Genomic DNA, 26,830 nt, shown 5'->3' with positions numbered 1-26,830 from the left:
CGCGGTCAGGCCATCGTCCAGCCGCCGTCGATCGCGATCGCGGCGCCGGTGGTATAGGCGCTCTCGTCGCTCGCCAGATACAGCGCGAGGTGCGCGACTTCTTCGGCCGTGCCGATCCTGCCCATCGGCTGGCGGGCGACGAAGGCGGCGCGGGCGGCGTCCGCATCCCCGGTCGCGGCCAGCCGCTGGTCGAGCGAGGGCGACTGCACCGTACCAGGGCAGATTGCGTTGCAGCGAATGCCCCGGCCGACATAATCGAGCGCGATCGAGCGGGTGAGCCCCACCACGGCCCCCTTGGAGGCGCAATAGGCGAGCCGGTTGGGCACGCCGATCATCGCGCCGGCAACCGAGGCGATATTGACGATCGCTCCCCGACCGGCGGCGAGCATGGCGGGCAGCACCGCCTGGGTCATCCGGATCGTCGCGCGAACGTTGAGGTCGAACGACAGGTCCAGCCCGCGCTCGCTGGTCTCGAGCAGGTCTCCGGCGTCGACATAGCCGGCGCAGTTGACCAGCACGTCGAGCGTGCCGGCAGCGTCACCGGCGGCAGCCACGGCGGCAGGATCGAGCAGATCGACGATACGGGTGTCGCAGCCGGCGAGCGTCGCCAGCGCATCGGCCTGCTTGTCGATGGCGAGCACGGCGGCACCCTCGTCGCGAAACCGTTCGGCGATGGCGCGACCGATTCCCTGGGCGGCACCGGTGATGAGGACGCGCTTGTCGGCAAGGCGGGGCATGGTGGATTCCTGTTCTGATCGGCTTTCAGGGATGGTCGGACTGGCGGAACACCAGGGTCGCCTCGGGCCAGTCCTGGTCGCCGCCCGACGGCCTGCGCTGGAGCGTAGCCATCCGCCGGTGCCACGCGACCAGCGCCGGGGTGATGGCGCTTTCCGCATCGAGGCCGGCGGGATCGAAATCCTCGGCGATGGTCAGGATCATCACCAGCCGATCGGCATGGCGATAGATTTCGAGGTCGAGGATGCCGTGGCGGCGCTGTGCGGCCAGCACCTCGGGCGGCGTGGCGCCCGGGCGGTGCGCGGCGTCATAGGCGGCGAACACCGCCGGATCGTCGGCCAGGTCCTGGATGCGGATCATGCGGCGGGGGAGGGTCATGGCTTTTCCGGCTCGATGCCCGCGCGATCGATCACCGCGCGCGCCGCGGCGGGCCAGGCGCCCTTGGCGACGCGGCTGTTGTCGGTTTCGCTGTTATGGACATAGTCGGTCCACAGGCCGGTGCGGCGGCCGGAATCGTACCAGTTGCCGGTGGCGAGATTGTCCATCGCGGTGCGGCGTGGGGCGACGTCCTGCAGCGAGTTCATGTTGAGCCACACGCCGACATTGCTGATCACGTTGCTGCGAAGCGTGACATGGCGCGATCCCTCGTCGAGATAGAGGGCGATGCCGCCGGGCACGTCGTAGACATAGTTCTCGGCGATCAGCGCCCCCGGGTCGGCGGAGAGATGGTAGATCGCCCCGCCATCGGGGAACCACTGCTTCACGTCGTGGACGCGATTGCCGACGACCACCGTGTCGTGGAGGATCGTGGGCTGGTTGTAGACCAGATTGCCCGGCTGGTCGTAATATCCGCGCGCGGCCGTGCCATATTCGGCGCTGCCGCCGGGATCGTTCGCCCCCCAGCCCCAGCCGACATCGATGCCGTCATAGGGCGCGCCGGACACGTCGTTGTGCCAGATCACCGCGCCGCTGGCATAGGTCACCAGGATTGCCGCTTGCTCGCGATATTGCTGGGAGACGGTGCGGACGAGATTGTTGCTGACGAAGATGTCGCGCACCGTCATTTCGGGCCGCGACGGGTGATGCGCGTCGGGGCGGACGCCACCCACCATGATCGCGCCGCCGGCAAGATCGGTGAAGCGTGAGCGACGCACCTCGATGCCGCTGGCGCCGAGGCCGATGCCGCTGTCGTTGGCGTCGGCATTGTTGCCGATGCCGAGCGCGATCTGGCCGAGCTGGGTGAATTCGTCGCGATCGAACACGATGCGGGTCGCGGCGGCGACCTGGACGGCGGCGGGTTGCTGGTTCCAGCGGTTGCGCATCGCCTCGAACGCCCAGCAGCCCCAGGAACAGTCGCGGATCGGATCGCCGGGATAGCCGGCCCATTCGCCCATCAGGAACGATCCGCTCTGCTGGCTGGCATAGCCTTCGGGACCCGAGGGCTGGAGCCAGCTGGTGTGGCGGAAGCTGAGCCCGCGAAACTGCAGGTCGCGGACCGGGACGTCATAGCTGCCGGCGATGGAGACGAGGAGCTCCAGCCGCGGCAGCACCACCTCGGCACGCGCCATGTCTTCGCCGGCCAGGGGCTTGTAGTAGAGCCGCCCTGCCGCCGGATCGACATAATATTGGCCGGGCTCGCGCAGGAAGGCGAGTGCGTTGCCGAAGAACAGCCCGGCATTGTCCCCCCACACCGAACGCGCGAAGGTGTCGTAGCCGACCAGGTTGTTGCGCCAGCCAGGCTGCTGCATCACGATGCGATTGCCGTCGATCCGGTCGACCATGGCGTGGCGATCGGTGAACCAGCCGGTCGCCTCCACCTCCAGCCGGTGCTGGCCGGGCAGGTCCGCGAGGGTACGCCAGGCCGGATCGGTGATCTCGATACCCCATTCGTGGAAGACGAAGCTGGTGCGCGGCGCCCGCACGGCGGCGCGGGCAGCCATATGGCCGTTGACCCAGAGTTGGCGGGGATCGACGCCGCGGGGGATCTCCGCGGACCAGATGCCGCGTTTTGCGTCGGCAATGCGCCAGCCATGGACCGGCGTGCCCCCCGAAATCACCGGATGCGCGCCGGGCGCCGCTTCCCAGCGGACGGTGAAGCTGTTCTGCCCGCCATCGGCGGCGGTGAAGCGCAGCGGCGTCGTCAGCCGGTACAGCCCGTCGGCGATCTGCACGGTCACGTCATGATCGGCATTCAGCCGCCGCACCGCCGCCTGCGCGCGTGCCAGCGTGGCATAGGGATGGGCGGCGGACCCATCGCCATCATCCGAACCCTGCGGCGAAACCGCGATGACCAGCGCTTCGGGCTTGGGCCGGCTGGAAATGTGGATGTTGCCCGCCGTCTGCTCGCGGGTGACCTGCGGCGCGCTGTAGCTGGGAATGGCCGGCCCGTCCGCAATCTGTGCCGCGGCCGTGGCGGGCAGCATCGCTGCGCCGAGCAGGAGCCCATGCCGTATCGTCATCCTCGATCCTCCAGCGCGTAGAATTTGGCGGCCGCGCCCGCGAACAGCCGGGGCAGGTCCGCCCCGGCGTCGCCGGCCATGCGGCGTGCGGTGTCGTACCAGTCCCGCCAATCGTCGCCCGCAAGCAACAGCACCGGCCAGTCGCTGCCCCACATCAGCCGCTCGCCGAAGCACTGGACGAGATGTGCGACATAGGGCGCCAGCGCGTCCGCCGGCTGGCCGGGCCGCTGCTCGGTGCGGAGCCCGGAAAGCTTGCAATGGACGCCTCGTGCCGCGAGCGCGGCAATGTCGTCCCGCCAGGGATCGAGCGTGCCCTGCGCGGCAAAGGGCTTGGCGGCATGGTCGATCACCACCGGCAGATCGGGCCAGCGATCGACGAAGCGGGCCAGCATCGGCAGATGGCGCGGCTGGACCAGCGCATCGAGCCGCAGGCCCGCGGCCTGCATTGCCGCCAGTGCCGGTTCGAGCGCCTTTTCCAGCAGCCAGTCGGTATCGTCGATCGCCTGGAGCATCGGGCGGAGGCCGCGCAGCTTCGGATCGGCGGCGAGCGCCGCGATGCGCGCCGGTGCCGCGGGGTCGGCGAGATCGACCCAGCCGACCACCGCCTGCACCATCGGCGTCGCCGCGGCCAGCGCCAGCATCCAGTCGGTGTCTGCGTCCGTCGGCTGCGACTGGACCAGTACCGTCCCGGCCAGCGCGATATCGCCGGTTACGGCGATCAGGTCCGCCGGGCCGAAGTCGCGATGGATTGCCGCTTCCGACGGCGTCGGCCAGGCATGGCCCGGCGCCGCCAGCGACCAGAAATGCTGGTGCGCGTCGATCACGCGCAACGCGCTCTCCCCGCTCATTTGACCGACCGTATCGGCAGCACCAGCCCGGCACCGACGACGACGCAGATCGCCGCGAGGCAGAACAGCAGCGGATAGTTGTTGCCGGTCATGCTCAGCAGCGCCGCGGCCAGCACCGGGCTCAGGATCTGCGGTACGTTGATCGCCGTCGTCAGGATGCCGAGGTCCTTGCCGGTCGAATCCGCGCCCTCGGCGCGGGCCGGCAGCACGTGGGTCATCAGCGCGAGATCGACGGACATGAAGGCACCATATCCCAGCCCGATCAGCGCGGCGTAGCCGAACATGCCGGGCACGCTCGGCCACAGCAGCGGCGAGACCACGGCCAGCGCCATCACGATCCCGGCGACAAAGACCAGCGGCTTCAGCCGCCGGATCCGATCGGACAGCCACCCGGCCAGCAGGCCCGACACGACCAGGGCCACGAAGGTGACCGAGGACATGCGTGCGATCATCGCATTGGCCGCGACCTGCCCCAGCCCGATATGATCTTCGAGGATGTAGAGCAGATAGGTGAGGATCGCCTGATAGCCCATATAGATGGCGAACCGCCCGAAGAACGCCCAGGCGAAATCGGGATGTTCGCGCGGGCTGATCCAGAAACCGCGGAGAAAGGCACCCAGCCGGAAGGGCTCCGGCGGCGTCATGTCGGCGGCCAGCGGCGGCTCGGGGTTGAGCAGCACGAAGAGCAGGCAGGCAAGGATGATGCCGACGCCGATGATCGCATAGGCGACGAACAGATGCGCCGCCATCAGCCCGCCGAAGATCGTGCCGGCCGAAACCCCCGCCGTCATGCTCGCGCCGACCACGCCGGACACGACGCCGCGTTCGCTGGGCCCGAACCGGTCGGCGACGACGGTGGTGATCGCCGGCTGCATCGAATTGAGCGTGACCGTCGCGACCAGCCACAGGGCCGTGATCCCGACGATGGTCCCGCCGAACGGAATGAGGATGGTGGCGATGCCGCCGAGCAGCCCGCCCAGGACGATCCACGGTGTGCGCCGGCCGAAGCGGGTGCGGGTGCGATCGGAAAGTGCGCCCGAGACCGGCGTGGTGATCGTGCTGAACACCGAGGTGATCGCATAGACGATGCCCAGCGTCGCGGTCTTGCCCGCCGGGTCCATGTTCTGAATCTGGTTGGGCAGCAGCACGCCGAGGATCGCGGCATAGAGCGTGAGCAGCACGAAGAACACGATGCCCAGGCTGACCATCAGCAGCCATTGCCGCTGTCGGCCGGGCGCCGCGGACGACGGCGCCGCGAAGTCGGTGGCGGCGGTCATGCGGCGGCGCGCTCGGCCCCGGGGAGTGCGCCGCCATTGGCGCGGGCGGCGTCGCTCAGCGTGAGGCCATGGCCTGGCGCGTCGCGGCCGTGAATCACGCCGTCGGCCATCACGAACGGCGCTTCGACCAGATGATCGAAATTCTGGAAGCTGTATTCGAGCCAGCGAACCCCCGGCAGCGCGAGCGCCATGTTGACGCCCAGTTCGAGGAAGGTGTTGCCGAACGTCACCTCGACATTGGCCTCGTTGGCCAGCCAGCCGGCGCGCATCACGTCCGAAACCTGGCCGTGCACGTTCAACATGTCACAGGCGCGGGCCTCCAGCAGCTTCCGCTTGCCGGTGAGATCGAGATACTCGCCCGCGTTGATGCGGCTGATGCCCAGGCTGCGCAACATCCGCAGCCCGTCGAAATCCTCGCGCGGGATCGGGTCCTCGATCCAGTAGATGTCGTGGCCGGCGCGCTTGAATGCGGCGATTGCCTGTACGGTTTCCTGTGCTGTCCAGGCCTCGTTGGCATCGATCATCACCGGCCTGGTGCCACCGGTCACCTGGCGCAGCAGATCGAGCCGATGGACGTCGCGCTCGAGATCGGGGTGGCCGACCTTGATCTTGTACCCGCGAAACCCCTGTTCATGGGCCTTGCCGAACAATTCGGTGAAGTCGTGGTCGGAAAGGTGGAAGTCCAGCCCGCTGGCATAGACGGGCACGGTGTCGCGCCTGGCGCCGAGCATCTGCCACAGCGGCAGGCCGGATTGCTTGGCGAACAGATCCCAGGTCGCGTGCTGCAGCGCCTCCTCGAAGGGGAGCGTCATGCGCCGGACGTTGCCGCCACGGACGCGATGCACGGCGAGCGCCAGCGCGGCGGGATGGCGTCCTTCCAGCCCCGGCCATGCCTCGATCGCGAATACCCGGTCGATTTCCGAGGGCTCCGGCAGCGGCACGAACAGCGACTGGGCGAAGCCCAGCCCGACATTGCCGGCGCCGTCGATCAGCTCGATCGCGATCACCTGCGCTTCGTCGGCGCGGACCTGCGAATCGCCGATCGTCCGGTCGCGGGGGAACTGAAGCCGCGTCGTCCGGTATCCGGCGATCTGGGCAGAAGATGACATTCCTTGCATCCTTAGCTGATATCTCAGTCGTGGGGCGACCGGCGCGGTTTGGCAAGCCGATTTCCGGCCGGTCGCTTCCACCTGAACAGTTGCGGGCGGGCGGGAAGGGAGGTGCCCGCTCGCCGCTGCTCAGAACCGCACGCGTATGCCGGCGCTGTAGCGGCGCCCGATCATGCGATATTCCTGCGTGTTCTCGATGACGTTGGCATAGTGGAACTCCTTCGAGTTCGTCAGGTTGGTCGCGTCCGCCGTCACGATGATGTTGTGGGTCAGCGAGATCTGAACACCGGCATCGAGCTGGTCGTAATTGTCGGCGAATTCGGGGACGCCGGTCTGCGTCTGCGGCGCGACGAGATAGCGATCGCGCCAGGTATAGGAGAGGCGGGCCTGGAACGGCCCCTTCTCGTAAAAGCCCACTGCGGTGTAGGAATGCTTGGACAGGCCGGCGAGCGAGTAGTGCGCCGAGGCCTTGGCGCCGTTGGTGTAATCGGCATCGCTGTCGGTGAAGGTATAGCTCAGCTGCGTGCCGAAGCCGTCGAGCGGCCGCGGCAGGAACTTGAACAGCGTGCGGTAGCTGAACTCGAGACCCTTCACCGTCGCGCCTTTGCCGTTGATCGGCTGATCAAGGATGAAGGTCACCTGGTCGACCTGCAGCGGGCTGACGCCGCGCGTGATGAACGAGTCGATCTGCTTGTAGAAGAAGGTGGCCGAGAGCAGCGAGTCGGCATTGTAGTACCATTCCAGCCCTGCCTCGGCCTGCGAGGCGCGGAACGGTGCCAGGTTGGGATTGCCGCGCGAGATGCGCTCGTTGCCCGGATTGCTGGTGATGCTTTGTGCCGGCGACAGATCGGTGAGCGTCGGCCGCGAGATCACCCGCGAGGCGGCCGCGCGGAAGATCAGCGTGTCGGTCAGGTTCAGCCGCGCGTTCACCGAGGGCAGGATATCGGTGTAATGGCCGTTGAAGTTGAGCGGCGTCAGCCCGGAGAGCACGATGACGTTCTGCCCCGTGCCGTTCGGCCGGGCGCTGAGCACAGTCTGGCCGGCGCCGTTCGAGGTGAACCGGGTGTCCTCCACCCGCACGCCGGTGTTCACCGCCAGCGGCAGGCTGCCCAGTTCGCCCTTCCACTGGAACATCAGATAGCCGAGCGCCACCTTCTCCTGCACGGACGAACTGCCGGCCAGATCCACCTGGAGCGGCAGCAGGCTGCCATTGTGCAGTGCCGGATCGGCGGTGCCGTTCAGCCCGAGCAACGTGTTGAACAGCTTGTCGGTATCGTAGTTCACCCAATTGGCGGTGTTGCCGCCTTCGGCGCCGTTGAAGAAGTTGTAGTTGGTTGGCGTGAACAGGCTGGACGGGAGGACGACGTCGCTTCCGCAATAGGCGCAGGCATTGGGCTCGACAAAGCCGGTGGTGCGCTTGGTTCGCTCCGAATAGCCCAGCCCGGCGAATGCCGTCACCATGCCGCCGTCCCACTGCCCGTCGAGCCGCGCTTCGTGGATCAGGTCGGAGATATTCTGGCCTTCCGCCTGCATATAGTGCCCGAGGCGGTGGTTCACGTCCGTGGCAGCATTGGGATAGGCCGGGTTGCTGAGATTGAACCGCGCGATCGGCGAGCCGGTGCGGCGATCGTAGCTATAGTCCATATGCTTCAGGCGGACCGTGGTGAACAGCGCACCTGGATCCTTGAGCTTCGCCGAACTCGTATCGACGTCGAACGCCAGCGTGAACGGCCCATGCGACCATTTCGCGTTGAAGCCGAACAGGGTGGTGGTCGATTTTGCCGGACGGTTCTCGATCACCTCGTCGACCGTCCCGTCGTGGAAGCTCTCGGACACCGCGGTGCCGCCGACATGCACCGGCCGCATCTGGCCGGCGACCATCTCCATCGTGTCGCTGCCGCCAGCGATCACCTGGTTCACCAGGGTGCCACCACTGAAATCGGGGCCGATGCCCGATCCGTAATAATGCTCGTCATCGTGCGAGTAGAGGCCGTCGAAGGTCAGGACCAGCGAGGGCGTGGGCTTGTACTGGACGGTACCGTCGATGCCGAGCCGCTTGCGGTTCGAGAACTCCACCTGGTTGATGAAGTTGTGGTACATGTCGACATTGCGGAACAGGCCGACCTTGCTGGTGTCGATCCGCGGGGCGCAGCTGCCATTGGTCACCCCGCCGACGCACAGCGCGCCGTTGGTATTGGTGGCGGTGCCGTAATAGCCATCGTCGAAGCTGCGGGGGTAGGAGCTGGCGCCGGAGAAGAAATTGTCGGTGCGCTCGTTCCGCTCGTCATAGGCGACCACCAGCGCGGCGCCGATATTGCCGGAATCGCTCTTCCAGGTGGCATAGGCGGCGCCCGAGGGCGTCTTCTTGTTGCCCAGATCGTCGATGTTCATGCGCAGCGAGGCGCCCCCGCGCAATCCGGCGCGCTGCTCCAGCGGGCGGAGCGTGCGGATGTCGATCGTCGCGCCGATGCTGGCGCCGTTGAGATCGGCCTGCGGGCTCTTGTAGACATTGGCCCCGGCGATCAGCTCCGACGGCAACAGGTCGAAGTTGAACTCGCGGCCGGCGCTGTCGGTGGCGATCACGCGGCCATTGACGGTGACCGTGTTGAACTGCGGACCCAGGCCGCGCACGGTCACGCCGTTGCCGACACCGCGATTGCGATCGATGGTGATGCCGGGCACGCGCTGCAGCGATTCTGCGACGTTCTGGTCGGGCATCTTGCCCAGGTCTTCGCTGGCGATGGCGTCTACCGAGTTCACCGCCGTGCGCTTGATATCGATCGACTGGCGCTGGCTGGCCCGGATACCGGTGACGATGATGTCCGCCGCGCCGTCGCTGCCGGGCTGCGCCGACTGCCCGGTAGCGGATTGCGGCGGGGCATCGGCAGTGCCTGCACCGGTGCTTTGGGAAGTGCCGTTCACCTGCGCCCGCGCGCCCGATGCCAGCGAAAGTGCGAGCGCCGCCGTGGCGACGCCCACGCAGAAATACGTCCTTTTCACTTCACATCCCCTCGATTCTTCTTATCTGAAATATCAGTATAGGTAATCTGATAGGGTATCAAGCGCGGATCTGTGCTTTTTTCACCATCGTGCGGCGCGGAGGCTGGCCTGCGCACCATCCGCGGTTGTTTTTCGTGCGCGTTGATGCATGTGCTCGAGGCTGGACCACATCCTGAAGGCGAATGGACGGCCGGGGACGGAATGATGCGCGCAGCGACGAAGAAGGTGAGAAGCGGGCGAGGTGGGAGCGCTCCCGCGCGCGCGTCGATCGACGAGGATGCGCCCAGCCTTGCCGAGAAGGCCTATAAGGCGATCCTGCGCGGGTTGTTCAATCGCACGATCCCGGTGGGCGTCGATCTGTCCCAGTCCGAATTGATCCGGCTATTGGGCATTACCTCGCAGCCGCTGCGAGATGCGCTGCGGACGCTGGAGAATGAGGGGCTGGTGACGATCCACGCCCGTTCCGGCATTCGCTTCATCCGGGCGGATCTGGAGCTGTCCCGATCGACATATCAGTTCCGCTCCCTGATCGAGCGCGCCGGTGCACGCATCCTTGCGGAGAGCGCCGATGCCGCCGAGACGCAGGCGCTGGCGGATGACCACCGGGCGCTGCTCGCCAGGCTCGAAGCGGGCATATGGGGCGAAGAAGAAGCGCTGATTCTGGATGATCTGGAGAACCGCCTTCACAACGCGCTGATCTCCGCGCTTCGCAATCCGCTGATCGAACTCACCGCCCGCCGGCTGAAGAATTACGTGACGCTCGTCCGATTGGACTGGCTGACGACGCGGCCGCTGGCGATGCGCACGCTGCGCGAGCATCTCGAGATTCTCGACGCCTGCATTGCGCGGGATGCCGATGCCGCCGAGGCGGCGCTGATCAATCATTTCCAGCTGGCGCTGCAGCGGCTGATCGGCATGGTCTGAGCCGGGCGACTAGGCTTCGCGCGGGCCGGTCCAGGCGGTGCAGCGGCGGTCGGCATCGAGGTGGAACGTCCAATCGGCGCGATCGGGCATTTCGGCCAGGATGTGCCGGGTCAGCCGCTCGTAATGGCTGACGAAGAAACGCAGCTGGTCATCGTCCATGACGCCGGCACCGCGCGCACCGGAACGGCGCAATGCATCCTCCTGCTGCTTGCGCCAGGCATAGACCTGGTCCCAATCGGGCGCGCGCAGCAGCGCGAGCAGGTCGATCCGGTCGAAGAGCAACTGGTAGGCGCCGGCGAGCGCGGCATTGGCGTGGCGCCGCCAGACGCCGTCCGCATCGCGTTCGCGCTCCAGCGCATTGATCGGTTCGGCCAGCGCGGCTTCGGGCTGCGGACGGGCGCCAACGCACCATCCTTCGAAGATCACCAGCGGGCACCCGGCCGGCGCGACCGGCCACAAGGCGGGATCGACGCGGTCGTCGTTTTCCTTCGCGAAGCGGGGCAGGGGGACGGCCTCGCCACGGTCGAGCGCGGCGAGCGTGGCGAGGCCCAGCGCGACGTCGTGCGTACCGGGCACGCCGCGCGTGAGGAGCAGCGGATGCACCGTGGCGGCGAGCTGCTCGCGCTCGGCCCGGGTGCGATACAGGTCGTCGATCGACAGGGTGACGGCGCCCGGAAACCGTGCGGCGAGCGCATCGGCGAGGGTGGACTTGCCGCTCCCCTGCGCCCCGCAGAGCCCCAGGACGAGCGGGCGCGTCCGCGCCATTGCCAGTGCCGGCGCGATCGCGGCGGCGAGGATATCCTCAGGCGACACGATCGGGCAGCGACGCGCCGGCGGCGAAGGCGGCGAGATTGGCGGCGGCCTGCATCCCCATCGCGGTACGCGCTTCCACCGTGGCGCTACCCAGATGCGGCAGCAATACGGCGCGCTCGCTGGCAAGAAGCGCCGGGTGCACCGCCGGCTCGCGCGCGTAGACGTCGAGCCCGGCCGAGGCGATCCGGCCGGTCGCCAGTGCCTCGGCCAGTGCAGCCTCGTCGACCACCGAACCCCGCGCGGTGTTGATCAGGATCGCGTGCGGCTTCATCCGCGCCAGCAAGGCGGCGTCGACCAGGTGGTGCGTCTCCGCACCGCCTGGCACGTGCAGCGACAGGATATCGGCCTCGGCGGCGAGCGACTCCAGCGAGTCGGCCTTGCGCGCATCCAGTGCCGCTTCGATTTCGGGCGCGGCAGGCCTGCGGGCATGATAGCGAATGGTCATGCCCATCCCGCGTGCGAGCTCGGCAGTACGCTGCGCGATCCGGCCGAAGCCGACCAGCCCCAGCGTCCGCCCGGCCAGCGTATGGCCGACCAGATGCGTCGGCCGCCAGCCGGTCCAGCGCCCGGCACGCAATTCGCGCTCGCCCTCGCCCGCGCGCCGCGCCGCCATCAGCATGAGCAGCAGGGCCAGCTCGGCCGTCGCATCGGTCAGCGCCCCGGGGGTGTTGCTGACGACGAGCCCCGCCGCCGCCGCCGCCGCGAGGTCGATGTGATCGACGCCGGCACCGTAATTGGCCAGGATCGCGACACGGCGGCCTTCGGTAGCGATCAGGCCGGCGTCGATCCGATCGGTGATCGTCGGCACCAGCGCATCAAAGTCGCGCATCGCCGCGGCGAGTTCGTCGCGGGTCAACGGCACGTCGGCATCGTTGAGCACGGCGTCGTAGGTGGCGGCGAGATGCTGCTGCACCGCTTCGGGCAGTCGGCGGGTTACCAGGACCCGAAGGGGAATGGTCATACAATGGCTCGTTGATGGGCGACGGGCAGCGGTGCGTCGGGATGCAGAAGGCCGGCATCGCGAAGATCATGCCAGAAGGCTTGGGGAATGACGGTGGCGTGCAGCTTGACGGTCTGCTCCACCTGCTCCGCGCTGGCCAGTCCCGGCACGACGCTCACGACGGCCGGATGGGCCAGCGGAAACTGGAGCGCGGCCGCGGCGAGCGGCACCCCGTGGCTGTCGGCAATTTCCTCGATCCGCGCGACGCGATCGAGGATGGCCGCGGGTGCCGGCGCGTAATTGTAGGGCCGCGCTCCGCCGCTTCTGGTGCCGGTGGCGAGGATGCCGCTGTTGTACGGGCCGCCGATCACCACCGCGACGCCCTGTGCCAGGCAGGCGGGGAGCAGATCGTCGAGCGCGCCCTGTTCGAGCAGCGTGTATCGTCCGGCAAGCAGAAATACGTCCGGCGCCGTCTCCTGCAGCGCATCCAGGCAGACGGCGGTTTCGTTCACGCCCAGGCCGAAGCCGACGATCGTGCCCTCGGTGCGCAGTTGCTCCAGTGCGCGGAAGCCGCCGCCTTTTGTCAGCTGGTGCCAATATTGGGCGTGCGCGTCGCCATGCGTCATCCGGCCTATGTCGTGGACCAGGAGGATGTCGATACGGGCGAGCCCCAGACGCTGCAGGCTCTCGGCGTGGGAGCGCAATATGCCATCATGGCTATAATCGAACACGGGCTTGAACGGCATCGGCGAAACGAAACCGTGGCGCTCCTGCGTCCGTGGCGCGGTATCGGGCACGAGAAGACGGCCGACTTTGGTGGACAGGAGGATGTCTGCTGGACGTTCGCGCAAGGCGTCGCCAACGCGCCGTTCGCTGAGCCCGAAGCCGTAAAATGGGGCGGTGTCGAAATAGCGGATACCGTGATCAATCGCAGTGCGCACAGCCAAGCTGGCAATGTCGTCCGCAACGGGGCGGTACAGGTTGCCGAGGGTCGACGCCCCAAACCCCAAGCCAGGAATGGTACCGGATGCCGAAATGATTCTGTCCATTGGTCGTTCGGCCGTCTAAGATATCAGAGTTCTCCTGTTATATCTGCAAGCGCGTTGTTTGCAAGGTACGGCGAGATCATTCTACCGGAATATCCTGCGCGGCATGCTGCCAGCAGTAGAGGCGATTTGAAAGGCGTCGAACGCCCGGAATCCGCGCGCATGCGGGTGCGGTTGAAGTTCGGCATGTCCCTCGCTGACCGCTTCTGTTTGGCTATTGGATGTCGCTCTATCGCCGGATAAGCAGCAGATATGCGGGGACGGAACATTGCTGTTGCCGGCTGCGGGCCATGCGGATTGGCGGTCGCGCTTTTGCTTGATCGCAGTGGCCATCAGGTCACCTTGTTCGAGCGGTTCGAGACGCCAAAGCCCATTGGTTCCGGGCTGATGTTGCAGCCGACGGGAATGGCCGTTCTTGGCAAACTCGGCTTGCTGGATGCCGCTTTGGCACGTGGCGCGCGGGTGGACCGGTTGTTCGGCAAGGCGGGCAAGCGGGTGGTTCTTGATGTGCACTATGCGGCGCTGGGCCGTCCCGGCACCTTTGGCATCGGCATCCACCGCGCCAGCCTGTTCGCGATCCTGCACGAGGCTGTCTTACAATCGGGAATACCCATCCATTCCGGCCGCGATGTCGCTGGCAGTGTCCTGGTGGGGGCAAGGCGCGCGCTGTGCTTTGCCGACGGTCAGATGAGTCTTCCGTTCGATCTTGTTGTCGACGCGCTGGGTACGCGGACGCCGCTGGCGCCGCCCACGGGCCGAGCACTGCGCTATGGAGCGCTATGGGCCAGCCTCGATTGGCCGTTGGGGGCGACCTTTGATCCGCATAGCCTGGCGCAGCGCTACGAGCGGGCGAGCAAAATGGCAGGCGTTCTTCCGATCGGGGTTCCACCGGGCGCGACGACGCCGAAGGCTGCCTTCTTCTGGTCGCTCAGGGTGGACCGACTGGACGCATGGCGCGCGGCTGGGTTGGCGCGATGGAAGGCCGAGGTAACCGCGCTTTGGCCCGAATGTGCCACGCTGCTCGACCAAATCAACGACCCGCACCAGCTGACGTTCGCCCGCTATGCGCATCGAACGCTGGCGTCGCCAGCCGAACCTGCGCTGGCGCATATCGGCGACGCCTGGCATTCCGCCAGCCCCCAGCTCGGGCAAGGCGCGAACATGGCATTGCTGGACGCGTGGGCCCTCGCCCAAGGGCTCAGCCAAGGGGGCGACATCGATGAAGGTGTGCGGCAGTGTATCCGCCTGCGCCGTCGCCACGTCCTGATGTATCAATGGCTCACCGCGTTGTTCACGCCTGTCTATCAATCCGACAGCCGATTGCTCCCCCTGATCCGGGACCGTGTGGTAGGTCCGCTGGCGAAATTATGGCCCGTCACGGCGATCCAAGCATCCATGGTGAGTGGATTGGTGGGCCATCCGTTGGAACCGCTGGGGCTGGGGGATGACCTTGATGCCGCCATACCCTTTGCGGGATCGCCTTAGTCGCTCGAGCTATCAGTGGTGACTGCCGGTTGCGTCCGACGGCCTTCAACCCAGGCCCGGTCGTTCATTTCAGCTCCGACGAAATGTCCGATGTTGGATGAAGCTGCCGATTGCGCCGGTCGGAGTAGACGATTGAAAATCCTCTAAGTTTCAACGTTCAGCGCATCCGGATGGAAGCGCGGGCCCTGCCATTCTCTATCGTCGCGCAGATGTCATCGCGGGCGTCCGCGGCCTGGCATCACCAACTGGCCGACGCCTGCGCCACTCGGACCGCCCCCCCGACCCAAGGCCAGAACACATCATGCCGCCGCATCCGCGAAACGTGACGCGAAAATGTCATTCTTAGCGAATATTATTCGTTACAAATGATTCGTAAGGGGGATTCAATGTCAAATCTGAAAACGCTTTTGTGCGGGTCTGCGACCATCGCTCTTCTGGCTGTTTGCACCCCTGCCTGGGCACAGGAAACGCCACCTTCTGCGGACGGCGGCACCCAGGACGACATTGTCGTGACCGGCATCCGCCGCGCGAACCTTGGCGCGATCGAAAGCAAGCGCGCGGCGACCAACATCATCGATGTGGTCAGCGCAACCGATGTCCGTGCGCTGCCCGACGCAACGATTGTCGAGGCGCTGCGCCGCGTGCCCGGCCTCTCGGTGCTGCCGGCGATCGATAACGAGCATCCGCGCGACGAAGCCTCGACGCCGGTGATCCGCGGCCTGGGACCGAACTACAACAACGTCACGATCGACGGGCTGCTGGTCGCTTCGCCGGGGACGCCCAACGGCAATCTCGGCTCGGTCACCCGCGGCGTGCGGCTCGACATCCTGCCGTCGTCGATGATCAGCGAGATTCAGGTGGTGAAGACATTCAGCGCCGATCTCGATCCCAATGCGGTGGGCGGCGCGATCAACCTCAAGACCCGCAGCGCATTCGAAAATGGCGGCAAGCCGTTCTTCAACCTCGAAGCTTCGCTCGGCCATGCCGGCGACAACGGGCAGCCCTATGACCAGCCCGATCTCGGCTATCGCATCGTCGGTACCGGCAGCCTCACCTTCGGCGCGCAGGACCAGTTCGGCCTCACCGTCTCGGGCAACTACCAGACGCTGAGCAGCTATACCGAAACCCACATGACCACCGACACGGTGCATTACGGCTTCTACAACGCTGCCGGCCAGCTCCAGTCGGGCAACGCTCTCGGCAATGGCTTCGCGGTACCGCAGCAGGACAAATACTGGTACGTGCAGGACAAGCGCGACCGCTACGGCATCACCGCCAAGTTCGAGGTGCGGGCGAGCGAGGCAGTACAGGCCTTCGTCACCGGCGGCTATTATTTCTTCAAGGACGACATGCAGCGCAACGAGCTGCTGATCGACCCGCGCAATCGCGGCACGGTCACCGGCCAGACCGCGACCTCGGGCAGCTTCCCGGCGGGCGATATCGAAGTCGGCTATGCCCACCAGCAGCTCACCAGCCGGACGCGCGTGGCACAGGCCGGACTCGACTTCACCCCTGCGCCCGAGCACCGGCTGAGCGTGCGCGGCGGTTATTCGCTCGCCACCTATGCCGAGCCGATCTCGATGATCAAATACATCACCAATGTCGGGCGCGCAGCGCCCGGCGGCGGCGGCACCAGCGTCAATGCGGTGCCCGCTTATGGCTTCACCTACGACACGACCAACTTCAACTTCCGCTTCCCGGTCTCGCGTTCGGCGTTCTACGACTATGGCGCATACAGCCTGTTCTACTGGCGGCAGGACTATAACCGCTATGCCGATGACGAGGTGTGGACCAGCCGGATCGACTATGCCTTCCGCCAGGCGCAACCGGGCATCGGCTTCGCAGCGGGGGCGAGCTATACCGACGATCGCCCGCGCTACGACGTCAATCGCACCGAATATGCGCCGAACACCAGTGCGCCGCGGCTCGGCATCGCCGACGTGCTCGGGCCGCAGGGCGCATCGCTGCGCTACAGCGACGGGCTCAACCTCATCACCATCGATCCGCGGCGTGCGGATGCGATCCTGTCGGCGCTGCCCAAATCGGCGTTCAACCTGACCGACCAGAGCGGGTTCAACAACCAGGACGATTTCACGCATCACGAGAAGATCTTCGGCGCCTATGCGCTGCTTCGCTATGCGAGCGACGCGATCCGTGCCGAAGCCGGCGTGCATTATGACAGCACCCGCCAGCAGACCACCGGCCGCATCCGCCGCGCGGGCGTGTTCCAGGATATCCCGACGCGATCGGACTATGACTATCTGCTGCCGAGCGCGCTGGTCACGTGGCACGCCACCCCGGCGATCGACCTGCGTGCGGCAGCGAGCCGCACCATCGGCCGCCCGCCTTATGATGCCTATGCCGCGCGCAGCTCGATCAGCTTCGTCAACGCCACCGATGTCGGCAACCCGAACGCCACCGGGGTGACCGTCACCATCGGCAACCCCGACATCCGCCCGCGCAAGTCGACCAACCTCGATCTCGCTGCGGACTGGCGGTTCGGCGGCAATCGCGGCGGGCTGGTCTCGCTTGCGCTGTTCAACAAGAAGATCGACGACGAGATCTTTACCCTGTCCAGCCCCGGGTTCACCGATCCCGCGTCCGGCGTCACCTATGTCAACGCGCTGGTCAGCCGCCCGGTCAACGCATCGAGCGCGCGGATCCGCGGGGCCGAGTTCAGCGCCGTGGTCAATTCGTTCGGCGCGCCCGGAAGCCTGCTCGCCGGCTTCGGCGCCAGCGTGAACGTCGCCGCGCTCGACGGCCGCATTACCGTGCCGCTCAGCGCCGGCGGCAGCCGCCGGATCGATCGGCTCGTCGGCCAGCCCGACTACACGCTGAACGGCACGCTGTTCTACAATGGCGGCGGCCTCGAACTGCGCGCCGCCTATAACCGGCAGGGCAAGGCGCTGCGGTCGATCGTCAACGACGTGACCTGGCAGGATCTCTATTGGGCGCCACGCGACCAGGTCGACCTTTCCGCCACCTATGCGGTGCGGCCGGGCGTCAGCCTGTTCGGGCAGGTGAGCAACGTTACCCATGCCCGCGTCACCAGCCTGACCGGGCCGGGCAAGAACCTGCTCAAGGACAGCTATTCGGTGCCGACCACCTTCTGGCTGGGCATCCGCCTGACCCCGCGGCTCTGATGATGGGAGACCGTTCGTATCGTACCGCCGCGCTGATCGCCGCGGCGCTCCTCCTTCCCCGCGCGGCGCCCGGTGCGCCGCCGCAGGGCCCCGCGCCGGTCCGCGCGCGCTTCGCCGAGCCCGAAGGCGTGATCGTCGTCGCGCATCGCGGCTGCCACAATCCGGCGCCGAGGCATGGCTTCGGGCCGGCACCGGAGAATTCGCTGCGCGCGCTCGAGCATTGCGCGGCGATGGGCGTCGACGTGATGGAAACCGATGTGCTGCGCACTGCCGACGGACAGCTCGTCATCATGCACGACGAGACTGTGGATCGCACCACCGATGGCACGGGTCGGGTCGCCGCGATGCGCCTCGCCGAGCTTCGCGCGCTGCGGCTGCGCGAGAATTTGGGCGGGGCGGACGCGCCGCTCACCGACCAGCGGATCGTCACCCTGGACGAGATGCTGGCGGCCGCGCGCGGGCGCATCCTGCTCAATCTCGACATCAAGGCCGCGATCTACCCGGAGGTGATCGACGCGGTGGTTCGCGCCGGCGCGCAGGACAGGGTTTTCATAAAGACAGAAGCGGGGATCGAAACGCCCGCGCTCGCCGGGCTGACGCCCTATGATCGCGTGCCGTTCATGCCGATTTTGCTCAACGCCGGCGGGCGCGCCGATCTGGCGGCGATCCTTACCCGCCAGCTTGCCGGCAAGCCGCCGATTGGCGCCGAGTTGCCGAGGATGCAGCTCGATCAGCTCGCGCCGGTGGCGGCAGTCGCACGGCGCCGCGGCCTGCGGCTGATGGTCAACACGCTGGGCGAGGGCTTCGTCGCCGGCGGCTTCGGCGATCTCGACGCGCTGCGAGACCCCGCAAGCGTGTGGGGCCGCCTCGCCGCTGCCGGCGTCACGGTCTTCCAGACCGACGAGCCCGAGGCGCTGCTGCGATGGCGCGTGGACAGGCCGGCGACGCCGCACTGATCCCGATCTTCGGCGGAGGAAGTCCGCGAACCCGAGGCGGGCGATGCGACCGGAGATCCTGGGATCGCACATCGGGGGGGGCGCCTTGAGTACTATACAATTTGCATGCAAATAGCGCAGACAAGCGAAAGGCCGTCCCCCTGTCCACTCCTCCGCGCGCGTCTACCTTCCCGTCGCCCGACTGGGTCCCGGCAATCAGCGCGGGCGGACGCGCCATCCTCGACCTGCTGCTCCGTTCTGGCGGATCGAGCCAGGCGTCGCTGAGCCAGACGCTCGATCTGTCGCAGCCGAGCGTCGCGCGACTGATCGGCGCGTTCCATGCGGCGGGGCTGGTCCAGCTCGGCGAGCGGTCGCCCGGCGTGCGCGGACACCCAAGCGTGCATGTCACGCTCGATCCCGATTTCGCATTCGCGCTGGGCGTCACGCTGGTGGGCGACGCGGTGGGTGTCACGGTCGTCGACTTCGCCGGGGCAGTTCGTGCGGCACGCATGGTGGAGATGCCCGACATGGCACCCGCCCGGGTCGTCGAACAGCTACGCGCGCTGCAGCAGGCATTGATCGACGAGTCCCAAATCGATCCCGGCCGGATCGTCGGCGCAGGCGCGGGCGTGTCGGGCTTCATGTCCGAAGGCGACCCGCCGCGTTTCAATCCGCCGCACCAGCTCGCCGAATGGGCCAAGGTCGATATTGTCGGCACGCTTGGCACCGCGCTCGGTCTGCCTGTGCTCTACGAGAATGACGCGACTGCCGCCACGATCGCCGAGGGCCTTGTCGGCATCGGGCGCCATTGCGGCAATTTCGCCTATTGCCACCTCACCAACGGCTTTGGCGGCGGTCTCGTGATCGATCGGCGGCCCGTGCAAGGTTGGCTGGGCAATGCCGGCGACTTTGGCGGCGTGATGTGGCTTCTCGCCGACACCTATCCAAGCTTGGATACCCTCCACGCCTATGTTCGCAACGCAGGCGGGGCAGCGGAAGGCGTCGAGGCAATGGTCCGCAGCATCGATCTTGCGACGCCGGGGGTCGCGGAATGGATCGAGGATGCGAGCCGCTCGATCGCCAAGCTGGGGTTCCTGCTCGGCCATATCGTGGCGTCGGAAAAGGTCGTCATCGGCGGGCGGCTTCCGCCATCGATCGCCGCCGCACTGGCGCGAAGGATCGCGCTTCCGAGCACGCCGCCTCGCAACGAGATGCCATTTCCCCTCCCGGCAATCGTGCCGACCGAAGTGATGGGGGATGCGGTGGGAATTGGCGCGGCAGGCTTGCCGCTCCGCGCGCTTTTCTTTCTGTGATTGTTGCAGTCGCGATCGTCGGCGGTTGAAGCTGGCCACACGCGGCGCGTGGAGGTCCCCCGCTTCCGCCGGTGTCCGGCGATCGAACCCGCGTGCGCCTGAAATGTGACCGAATGGCCATGCCTGGATCGCACACGAACGGCGCGCATCGGGCGCCGTCCCATCCTTGCCGCCTCGGCCCGATGATCGAACATCGAACTCGTTGTAAAATTCGCGATACTTGGCGCGGACGGTTGACAAAGACGAATGCGGCGGGTGGATACCCGGATGGTGAGGTATCGAGCAACATGGTGTCCGATTCAGCGATAGACGCCCTCTATGCCGACCTGCGGCAAGCGGCGCGTCGCGAACGATTTCGCGCCGGACGACCGAACACGCTGCAGACTACGGCGGTGTTGCACGAAGCTTATATCAAGCTCAGCAATCGCGACGAATGGGAAAGCCGGGAGCATTTCCTGGCGGTGGCGGCAACCGCGATGCGGCACGTCCTAATCGACGCAGCGCGAGAACGGATGAGCGCGAAGCGCGGGAGTGGTATTCGGCCCGTCGCGCTCGACGAGGTCGACGGCGTACCCGATGCGAATGCCGGCGATGATCTGCAATTGATCGCAGTTGGCGGGGCGCTGCAACGCCTCGAACAATTGGATCCGGACCTTGCAAAGTTGGTCGATTGCCGGTTCTTCGTCGGGTTGAGCGAGCGCGAAACGGGCTACGTGATGGGGCTTAGCGAACGAACCGTGCGCCGGCGCTGGTCGCAGGCGCGGGCATGGATCCACCGCGAGATTTCAGCCGATTGAGCTTTGCGCGAAGCCGCGCGATGTCGGCTAATCCCCGCGGGGCGGCGACCTTCTTGAAGACGAGGGTCGCAGCGTCGAGATCTTGGGTTGCCTCTCCCAACCTGCCCTGTGCAATGCGCACTACCGCGCGGGCTCGAAGCAGCAGGCCCTCATTCAGCTGGCGACCGGGAATGTCCGATAGATGGGTGCTGGTCGTCGCCAGCAGTCGCTCGGCTTCGCCAATCCTGCCCAAATTCGCCAATGCTTCTATCTTCGTGGTGTCGATCTTGCTGGAAAGTCGGCTGTTACTCGAATCGAAGATGCTCTTGATCTGTGATGCCTCATCCAACGCGCGTAGCGCCTCGCTCGGCCGATCCATCATGGTGAGCAGCTGGCCTTCGCGCGCAAGATAGTCCGCCAGGAAGAGCGAGCGACCGTTCAGCCGGCGTTCGATTGCCACGCTGCGCCGTATCAGTGCATGCGCCCGTGCGAAATCGGCCTTCTGAATCGCAATTTCCGATTGCGCCATGTCAACCACTGCAACGCCATCGGGGCGATCGCCGCCCTCTTCGATAATTTTCTCGCCGCTGCGCAGCAATGCATCGGCTTCATCGAGGCGTCCAAGCAGCGCCAGATACATAGAATGAAAGGAATATCGCCAGGGCAGATCGTAATCATAGTATTTGTAGGCGCGCTCGGCGGCGTCCCGATTGGCGTTCAATAGAGCTACCGCCTGGTCGAATTTTCCGGACGCTCGCAGCCAATATGCTCTCGTGTCGACCGTATCCTGGGCTTCCTTGACGAAACGGTCAGGGTCGGATTTCCACATCGCTTCCGCCTGATCGAGAAGTCGCGCCGCAGCCGCCAGATCGCCTTCTCGAATATGGACGATGGCCAGCTTCACCTTGAGCCGCGCAGCGCCGACCGGATCCGTTCGCCCGATACCGCGCGCGAAGGCGCCAAGGACGAGCGGCTTCGCGCCCGGCCAATTGCCGCTGCCGATATAGATGTCCGCCAGTGTTTCGATCCTGACCGCTGCGTCCGATGATTGCGCGGGCAGCGAATGCACCAGATTCCGCGTGGTAATGTCCATCATGTCGCTGACCGATGTCGATCGCGATTTCTTTTTGTCATAGGCATCGCGCAGCATGATAAGCATGGTCTGGGCAGCGGCACGTTGGCGGGTAGCTTGCCCTTTGGCGATGTCGCGTTCCCACGCGGTTTCGCGCGCTTTCAGCGATATGCCTGCGACGGCCGCGATCAATGCGACCGCGACCGCGGCCGTCGAGCCCAGCGCCAGGCGATTTCTGCGCAAGAACCGCAGTGCCCGGTACGTACGAGAGCCCGTACGCGCCCGCACGGGCCGGAAGGCCAGATGGCGGCGGATATCGGTAGAAAGTTCGGCAACGCTGGCATATCGGTCGACCGGCGCATGCCGCATCGCCTTCAATGTGATGGCGTCGAGGTCGCCGGCGATCGCGCGCGCGGGCACCGGCCGCGCCTTACCCGGCGGGGGCACTGAACTCGGCGGCGGCGGCGCCCCGCGCAATATTCGCTGTATCGTGGCGGGGAGGGCGGTATCTTCGGCTTGCCATGGCCCGGTTCCGGTGAGCAGCCTGAACAACACGGCGCCCAGGGAATAGACGTCGGTCGCGACTGTCACCGCCTTGTTTTCCAACTGCTCGGGTGCGGCATAGTCCGGGGTGAGCAGGGCTTTGGCACGTGACAGCTCGCTGCCGTCTTCGACCAAGCGCGCAATCCCGAAGTCGAGCAGTCGCACCCGGCCCTCGCGATCGACCAGAATGTTGTCGGGTTTGAGGTCGAGATGGACCACCAGCCGGCCATGCGCGTACGAAACGGCTTCGCAGACATCGAGGAAAAGCTTGAGACGCTGCGACAGCGGCGCCTGCCTTCCTTCGCACCAGTCGTCGATCGCTTCTCCCTCGACATATTCCAGCGCCATGAAGGGCCGGCCGTCGTCCGTCGTGCCGCCGTCGATCAGGCGTGCGATCCCCGGATGCTCGAGATTGGCGAGTATGCCACGTTCGAACTCGAACAATGCGGCGTCGGTGACCGCTTCGGGGCGGAGCATCTTGAGCGCCACGCGCTGTTCGAATCCGCCCTGCGCCCGCTGGGCGAGATAGACTTCCCCCATGCCGCCGCGGCCGATCGGGCGAAGGACGCGGAATTGCCCCACCATCGCCCCAGCCGCCAGGGAGGGGGGATTGCTCACGGGTTCGGCATCGCCAAGTTCGATGGCGTGGTCGAGAAATCCGTTCAAGTCGCTCGATCGCAACAGACTTTCAACTTCGTCGCGCACCCGCGGGTTGCCGTCCGCGGCGCGAAGCTGCTGCGCGCGCTGCGGCGCGGGCAGGCCGGACAAGGCGTCGAACAATTTCCAGATCGCGGCCCATTCGGCCGGGGATGGTTGACGCGGCACGAGCGGCAAGGCCGTGTTGCCCGGTGACGTGGCCGAACCTCCATTCCGGCGCCCCATCTCCAATGCCGCTCTCCCGCCCCCGCAACATGCGAACACCTCGATAGCGCATAGAGTGTGCTTGGGAATTCCCGAAAGAGGGAAATTTGAAGGCGGTCCGTTCCTCCGCGCTCCTCCAACGATCCCGCGCATCGCCGACATGCGGGAAGAAATATTTTTGGCCGGTTTGTCCGGCGCTTTCCGTCTCCCTGGTTGCAGGACGCGAAGGGGGAACGTGAATGGCAACCGCGCAAACGCTTTTTTGGACGATCCGACGCAAGCCGGCCGGCCGCGCGCGCATTCGTAGATCCGGCCGCTCGACCAATCGAGCACCGCCCGTCGGAGCGTCACGTCGCCCCGCAGATCGTGCGCCGCCGCCATGGCATCCGCGCGCTTCAGCACCGTGCGATGTCGCGAAGTCACACCCGAGCAGAAAGCGCCGCGCAGCCTAGTGCCGCGCCTGTGCCGACCAACGACGGATGTGCGGTGGCCGATGCACCGCCGTCTCACACCGATGAGGAATGACGACCATGACCCGGAAATTGAACCTGGCGCTTGCCACCACCTGCGCGCTCGGCGCGCTGTGCCTGATGCCGCGGTCCGCGATGGCTCAGGCCAACGGCGGCAACCTTGCCAACAATACGCCTTGCAACCAGGACGTCGCTGCCGACCTGGCCTGCAGCGTTGGGGCCACTGCATCGGGAGGCTCTGCCGTCGCGATGGGACCGGGGAGCGCTGCATCGGCCAACGACACCGTCGCGATCGGCGTGCGGGCGAAGGCAACGAACGGCGCCGCCATCGCGATGGGCTACCAGACGATCGCAAGCGGCCCCGGCAGTACTGCCCTGGGAGACAGCGCGGAAGCGTCGGGCTATGGAAGCCTAGCAAGCGGATTCAGCACGGAGGCCATCGGCAATCGCTCCTCTGCGATCGGCATGTATAGCGTCGCGGGGGGAGCGGGGGATTTCGCGGCGGGGGGCGCGCAAACGGGAACGGTGAATGATTTCAGCCCAACCTCCAACGGCACCAAGGGAAATATTGCGATCGGCACCGACACGGCGACCGCGGACGGCGCCGCAGATATCACGCGCGCCTTCGCCAATGGCGGTGACAGCATCGCCATCGGCACTGGCACCCAGGCGACGGGCCATCACGGTGTGGCCGTAGGAGCAACGGCTCTCGCGAGCGCCGCCAGCTCGACTGCTTTGGGAGATAGCGCGAATGCCGGCAGCCTCTACGCATTGGCCTTGGGTGCCAACACAAGCGCAACCGGACTGTTCAGCACGTCCATCGGCAGTTCTACCACTGCCTTCGGTCTATATTCGGTCTCGTTGGGCTCGAACGGCGGAGCCACGGGCGACTACAGTATCGCGCTCGGGAGCAGCGCCATTGCCGCGAGCGCCAATTCCACGGCGATTGGCCACAACAGCGAGAGCGGTGGGAACGGCGATGTTGCGCTGGGGACGGGCGTCCACGCCGGATATACCGGCGACGGGATGAACTATTACAATGCGAAAACCAACCGAAACGTGGCGATCGGCAACGCCATTGGTAGCGTCTATTCGGAAGCCAGCGGTGGCGACGCCATCGCAATCGGCTCGGCAACCAAGGCGACCGGCGTGCAAAGCGTCGCGGTCGGCCTCCAGTCGCGCGCGGCAGGCAGCAGCGCCATGGCGTTGGGCGCGAATGCCAGCGCGGCCTATGACACCAGCACCGCGATCGGCGCCGGAGCGACGACAACCCGCGCCAATCAGGTGGTGCTCGGCGGCACGGGCAGCTCGGTGACAGTGGGCGATATCGGCGCCAGCACTGCGGCGCAGACTGGCGCGCTTGGGATCGTCACCGTCGATGCCAGCGGCACGCTGGGCGTCGACAACACGCTCGGCACCACCCTTGCCAATCAGGGCTCCCAGATCTCGACGCTGCAAGCCTCCTATACGCAACAGGCCGCGGAGGTCACTGCGATAAAGACCGTCAACGCTCAGCAGGACTCCCACCTGAGCGCAATCGATGCCCGGGATGACGCGCAGGATGCCCACCTTTCGGCGATCGACGCGGTCAATGCAGGCCAGGATGCGCGGATGACGGCCATTGAATCGGTGAATGCGGTTCAATCCAACCAGATCAGCAAGCTGCAGGATCAGGTCGGCAGCCTCCAAACCTCGGTGAGCGGCCTGCGCCGCAATATCCAGCAGGCGAATGGCGGGATCGCCGCGGCGGTGGCGCTGGGCGGGACCATGGTAGTGCCGGAGAGCAATGTATCGATGTCGTTCAACCTTGCCACCTACCGTGGGGAACAGGGTTTCTCAGGTGCCGTCGTCGGGCGGATCGCCCGTAAGGTGTACGTCAATGCCGGCATCGGCGGATCGACCGTTCGCGGGTCGACCGCCGGGCGCGTCGGCATCAGCTTCGGACTGTGAGATGAAAAAGCTTCGGAACCTAGCGATCGCCACGGGCGTCGGCGCCGCGCTGTTTCTCCTGCTGGCCTATCTTGAGGTCAGCACGCCGGGACTGGATCTCGGGGCGACCAAATATGTCCTGCCGATGGTGCTAAGCAGCGGATTGTTCGCGGGATTGAACGCGAGGGCCGGCAATCGCCGGGTACCGGTGGCCAATGACGCGCGAAAGGCCGAGCTGCTCGGCTTTCCGCCGCGCGATGGATGCGGTTGGGTTGTGATGGTGCGCGACAAGGCCACGGTCGCGTCGTCGCTCGGCTTCGACGTGGCGGTCGACAACAAGGTGATCACGCAACTGATGCCCAAGCGCTTCACGATGATCGCCCTGCCATCGGGTACGCACCAGCTGTTCGCCGACGTCGCGGGAGCGCCCGGCGCGTCTGCGATAGCGCCACTCGACGTCGCGATCAGGCCGGGCGAAATCCTGATCTTCGCGATCCGGGCGTCGATGGGCCTGATGCGGACTTCGCTCCGGCTCGATCCCGCCGCGGACAGCCCCGCGATGCGCAGGGCACTCGCTCGGATGCAGTTGGTGGAACCTGAGGGACAAGGATCGTGAACGAGATGCCGCTTGTCACCGTGCTGCCGCTGCTGGCGTTCGCGGTGATCGGCTCGGTCGTGCTTCTGCGCAGAATGGCGGCGAGGAAACGCCCATCGGTGCCGCTCGAAACGATGCCGGACGGCACGACGGCAGTGCCGATACGCGGCCTCTATTTACGCCGTGCAGGCATCATGGGAGGCATGTCGCACAACAGCATCAACCCGCGCTTCGCGATCGCGCCCGACGGCATCCGGTTTCGGGTTTTCCGCGAAAGCCGCCTCGCCTTTTCGGACATCGACCATGTCGAGATTCGCGAGCGCTACGGGTTCGTCTACGTGCTGTTGGTCAACCATGCGGGACCGCGCTTGCTCAGCGTCAATGTCGGGGACCGCGGTACCGCCAAGCAGGTGCTGGAGGCGTTCCCCCGCAGCGTGGCACTGACACCCCAAGCCGCCACGATCCGCGACGGAACATCGGCGGCTGGAACCTCGGGTCTGCAGCTCTATCGGGGGCGGTTCGCCTGACGATAGGTTCTTCGCCGTGCAGGTTGGTAT

General features: G+C 66.3%; 20 protein-coding genes. 9 read left to right on the top strand and 11 right to left on the bottom strand.

Annotation, left to right across the window (positions count from 1 at the left end; translation table 11 throughout):
• Positions 1-5: 5 nt before the first annotated feature.
• The 7 genes from SAZ01S_RS15745 to SAZ01S_RS15715 form a co-directional block, all read right to left on the bottom strand.
• Complete coding sequence (locus tag SAZ01S_RS15745) at positions 6-737, bottom strand: SDR family oxidoreductase (protein ID WP_084583227.1); 732 nt, start codon at positions 735-737, stop codon at positions 6-8.
• Between the two features lie 25 nt (positions 738-762).
• The gene (locus SAZ01S_RS15740) at positions 763-1,113 is read right to left on the bottom strand and encodes an L-rhamnose mutarotase (protein ID WP_084583226.1); all 351 of its coding nucleotides are present in this window, start codon (positions 1,111-1,113) and stop codon (positions 763-765) included.
• Positions 1,110-3,194: a right-handed parallel beta-helix repeat-containing protein gene (locus tag SAZ01S_RS15735; protein ID WP_084583225.1), complete on the bottom strand. Its 2,085-nt coding sequence runs from the start codon at positions 3,192-3,194 to the stop codon at positions 1,110-1,112. The genes SAZ01S_RS15740 and SAZ01S_RS15735 overlap by 4 nt, the downstream gene beginning before the upstream one ends.
• On the bottom strand, positions 3,191-4,042 hold the full coding sequence (locus tag SAZ01S_RS15730) for an amidohydrolase family protein (RefSeq protein WP_245824925.1): 852 nt from the start codon (positions 4,040-4,042) through the stop codon (positions 3,191-3,193). Before SAZ01S_RS15730 ends, SAZ01S_RS15735 begins: the two co-directional genes overlap by 4 nt.
• Entirely contained in the window at positions 4,039-5,319 is a 1,281-nt protein-coding gene (locus SAZ01S_RS15725) for an MFS transporter (RefSeq protein ID WP_084583223.1), read from the bottom strand. Before SAZ01S_RS15725 ends, SAZ01S_RS15730 begins: the two co-directional genes overlap by 4 nt.
• A complete protein-coding gene (locus tag SAZ01S_RS15720) occupies positions 5,316-6,428 on the bottom strand; it encodes a mandelate racemase/muconate lactonizing enzyme family protein (RefSeq protein WP_084583222.1) in 1,113 nt (370 codons plus the stop codon). The genes SAZ01S_RS15725 and SAZ01S_RS15720 overlap by 4 nt, the downstream gene beginning before the upstream one ends.
• A 129-nt stretch (positions 6,429-6,557) precedes the next feature.
• Entirely contained in the window at positions 6,558-9,428 is a 2,871-nt protein-coding gene (locus SAZ01S_RS15715) for a TonB-dependent receptor (protein ID WP_084583221.1), read from the bottom strand.
• A gap of 204 nt (positions 9,429-9,632) precedes the next feature.
• On the opposite strand from SAZ01S_RS15715, the gene SAZ01S_RS15710 reads away from it, so the two are divergent.
• Positions 9,633-10,352: a GntR family transcriptional regulator gene (locus tag SAZ01S_RS15710; protein WP_084583242.1), complete on the top strand. Its 720-nt coding sequence runs from the start codon at positions 9,633-9,635 to the stop codon at positions 10,350-10,352.
• A 9-nt stretch (positions 10,353-10,361) separates the two neighbouring features.
• On the opposite strand, the gene SAZ01S_RS15705 is transcribed toward SAZ01S_RS15710, so the two are convergent.
• Genes SAZ01S_RS15705 through SAZ01S_RS15695 form a run of 3 tightly spaced genes read right to left on the bottom strand, consistent with a single transcriptional unit; the run spans position 10,362 to position 13,154 of the window.
• Complete coding sequence (locus SAZ01S_RS15705) at positions 10,362-11,165, bottom strand: AAA family ATPase (RefSeq protein ID WP_084583220.1); 804 nt, start codon at positions 11,163-11,165, stop codon at positions 10,362-10,364.
• The gene (locus SAZ01S_RS15700; protein WP_084583219.1) at positions 11,155-12,126 is read right to left on the bottom strand and encodes a 2-hydroxyacid dehydrogenase; all 972 of its coding nucleotides are present in this window, start codon (positions 12,124-12,126) and stop codon (positions 11,155-11,157) included. The genes SAZ01S_RS15705 and SAZ01S_RS15700 overlap by 11 nt, the downstream gene beginning before the upstream one ends.
• The gene (locus tag SAZ01S_RS15695) at positions 12,123-13,154 is read right to left on the bottom strand and encodes an aldo/keto reductase (RefSeq protein ID WP_084583218.1); all 1,032 of its coding nucleotides are present in this window, start codon (positions 13,152-13,154) and stop codon (positions 12,123-12,125) included. The genes SAZ01S_RS15700 and SAZ01S_RS15695 overlap by 4 nt, the downstream gene beginning before the upstream one ends.
• A 249-nt stretch (positions 13,155-13,403) precedes the next feature.
• Between SAZ01S_RS15695 and SAZ01S_RS15690 the strand changes: the two genes are divergently transcribed.
• From SAZ01S_RS15690 to SAZ01S_RS15670, 5 genes are all read left to right on the top strand, one after another.
• Positions 13,404-14,636: an FAD-dependent oxidoreductase gene (locus SAZ01S_RS15690; protein WP_084583217.1), complete on the top strand. Its 1,233-nt coding sequence runs from the start codon at positions 13,404-13,406 to the stop codon at positions 14,634-14,636.
• Between the two features lie 509 nt (positions 14,637-15,145).
• Complete coding sequence (locus tag SAZ01S_RS15685) at positions 15,146-17,779, top strand: TonB-dependent receptor (RefSeq protein ID WP_218018098.1); 2,634 nt, start codon at positions 15,146-15,148, stop codon at positions 17,777-17,779.
• A gap of 2 nt (positions 17,780-17,781) precedes the next feature.
• Complete coding sequence (locus SAZ01S_RS15680) at positions 17,782-18,735, top strand: glycerophosphodiester phosphodiesterase family protein (protein WP_084583241.1); 954 nt, start codon at positions 17,782-17,784, stop codon at positions 18,733-18,735.
• A gap of 101 nt (positions 18,736-18,836) precedes the next feature.
• The gene (locus SAZ01S_RS15675; RefSeq protein ID WP_084583215.1) at positions 18,837-20,027 is read left to right on the top strand and encodes an ROK family transcriptional regulator; all 1,191 of its coding nucleotides are present in this window, start codon (positions 18,837-18,839) and stop codon (positions 20,025-20,027) included.
• A gap of 233 nt (positions 20,028-20,260) precedes the next feature.
• Positions 20,261-20,824: an ECF-type sigma factor gene (locus tag SAZ01S_RS15670; protein WP_218018097.1), complete on the top strand. Its 564-nt coding sequence runs from the start codon at positions 20,261-20,263 to the stop codon at positions 20,822-20,824.
• Here the strand turns inward: SAZ01S_RS15670 and SAZ01S_RS15665 are convergent.
• The gene (locus SAZ01S_RS15665) at positions 20,751-23,243 is read right to left on the bottom strand and encodes a serine/threonine protein kinase (RefSeq protein ID WP_245824927.1); all 2,493 of its coding nucleotides are present in this window, start codon (positions 23,241-23,243) and stop codon (positions 20,751-20,753) included. The two genes, SAZ01S_RS15670 and SAZ01S_RS15665, sit on opposite strands and share 74 nt — an antisense overlap.
• Positions 23,244-23,800: 557 nt before the next feature.
• On the opposite strand from SAZ01S_RS15665, the gene SAZ01S_RS15660 reads away from it, so the two are divergent.
• From SAZ01S_RS15660 to SAZ01S_RS15650, 3 genes are read left to right on the top strand one after another with little or no spacing between them, the layout of a single operon-like run.
• Complete coding sequence (locus SAZ01S_RS15660) at positions 23,801-25,699, top strand: YadA-like family protein (RefSeq protein ID WP_084583213.1); 1,899 nt, start codon at positions 23,801-23,803, stop codon at positions 25,697-25,699.
• Positions 25,629-26,294, top strand: a complete 666-nt coding sequence (locus SAZ01S_RS15655) for a hypothetical protein (protein ID WP_139810104.1) — start codon at positions 25,629-25,631, stop codon at positions 26,292-26,294. The genes SAZ01S_RS15660 and SAZ01S_RS15655 overlap by 71 nt, the downstream gene beginning before the upstream one ends.
• Entirely contained in the window at positions 26,291-26,800 is a 510-nt protein-coding gene (locus SAZ01S_RS15650) for a hypothetical protein (protein WP_084583211.1), read from the top strand. The genes SAZ01S_RS15655 and SAZ01S_RS15650 overlap by 4 nt, the downstream gene beginning before the upstream one ends.
• Positions 26,801-26,830 lie beyond the last annotated feature (30 nt).

The sequence above is a fragment of the Sphingomonas azotifigens NBRC 15497 genome (genome assembly GCF_002091475.1).
In the GTDB taxonomy this organism is placed as follows: domain Bacteria; phylum Pseudomonadota; class Alphaproteobacteria; order Sphingomonadales; family Sphingomonadaceae; genus Sphingomonas; species Sphingomonas azotifigens.
This window is presented reverse-complemented; position numbering and strand designations above follow the sequence as displayed.

Coding starts and splice junctions, on each gene's coding strand:
- SAZ01S_RS15690 (WP_084583217.1), top strand. CDS start 13,404: ATGCGGGGACGGAACATTGCTGTTGCCGGCTGCGGGCCATGCGGATTG.
- SAZ01S_RS15695 (WP_084583218.1), bottom strand. CDS start 13,154: ATGGACAGAATCATTTCGGCATCCGGTACCATTCCTGGCTTGGGGTTT.
- SAZ01S_RS15655 (WP_139810104.1), top strand. CDS start 25,629: ATGCCGGCATCGGCGGATCGACCGTTCGCGGGTCGACCGCCGGGCGCG.
- SAZ01S_RS15660 (WP_084583213.1), top strand. CDS start 23,801: ATGACGACCATGACCCGGAAATTGAACCTGGCGCTTGCCACCACCTGC.
- SAZ01S_RS15725 (WP_084583223.1), bottom strand. CDS start 5,319: ATGACCGCCGCCACCGACTTCGCGGCGCCGTCGTCCGCGGCGCCCGGC.
- SAZ01S_RS15745 (WP_084583227.1), bottom strand. CDS start 737: ATGCCCCGCCTTGCCGACAAGCGCGTCCTCATCACCGGTGCCGCCCAG.
- SAZ01S_RS15710 (WP_084583242.1), top strand. CDS start 9,633: ATGCGCGCAGCGACGAAGAAGGTGAGAAGCGGGCGAGGTGGGAGCGCT.
- SAZ01S_RS15735 (WP_084583225.1), bottom strand. CDS start 3,194: ATGACGATACGGCATGGGCTCCTGCTCGGCGCAGCGATGCTGCCCGCC.
- SAZ01S_RS15720 (WP_084583222.1), bottom strand. CDS start 6,428: ATGTCATCTTCTGCCCAGATCGCCGGATACCGGACGACGCGGCTTCAG.
- SAZ01S_RS15740 (WP_084583226.1), bottom strand. CDS start 1,113: ATGACCCTCCCCCGCCGCATGATCCGCATCCAGGACCTGGCCGACGAT.
- SAZ01S_RS15700 (WP_084583219.1), bottom strand. CDS start 12,126: ATGACCATTCCCCTTCGGGTCCTGGTAACCCGCCGACTGCCCGAAGCG.
- SAZ01S_RS15680 (WP_084583241.1), top strand. CDS start 17,782: ATGGGAGACCGTTCGTATCGTACCGCCGCGCTGATCGCCGCGGCGCTC.
- SAZ01S_RS15730 (WP_245824925.1), bottom strand. CDS start 4,042: ATGAGCGGGGAGAGCGCGTTGCGCGTGATCGACGCGCACCAGCATTTC.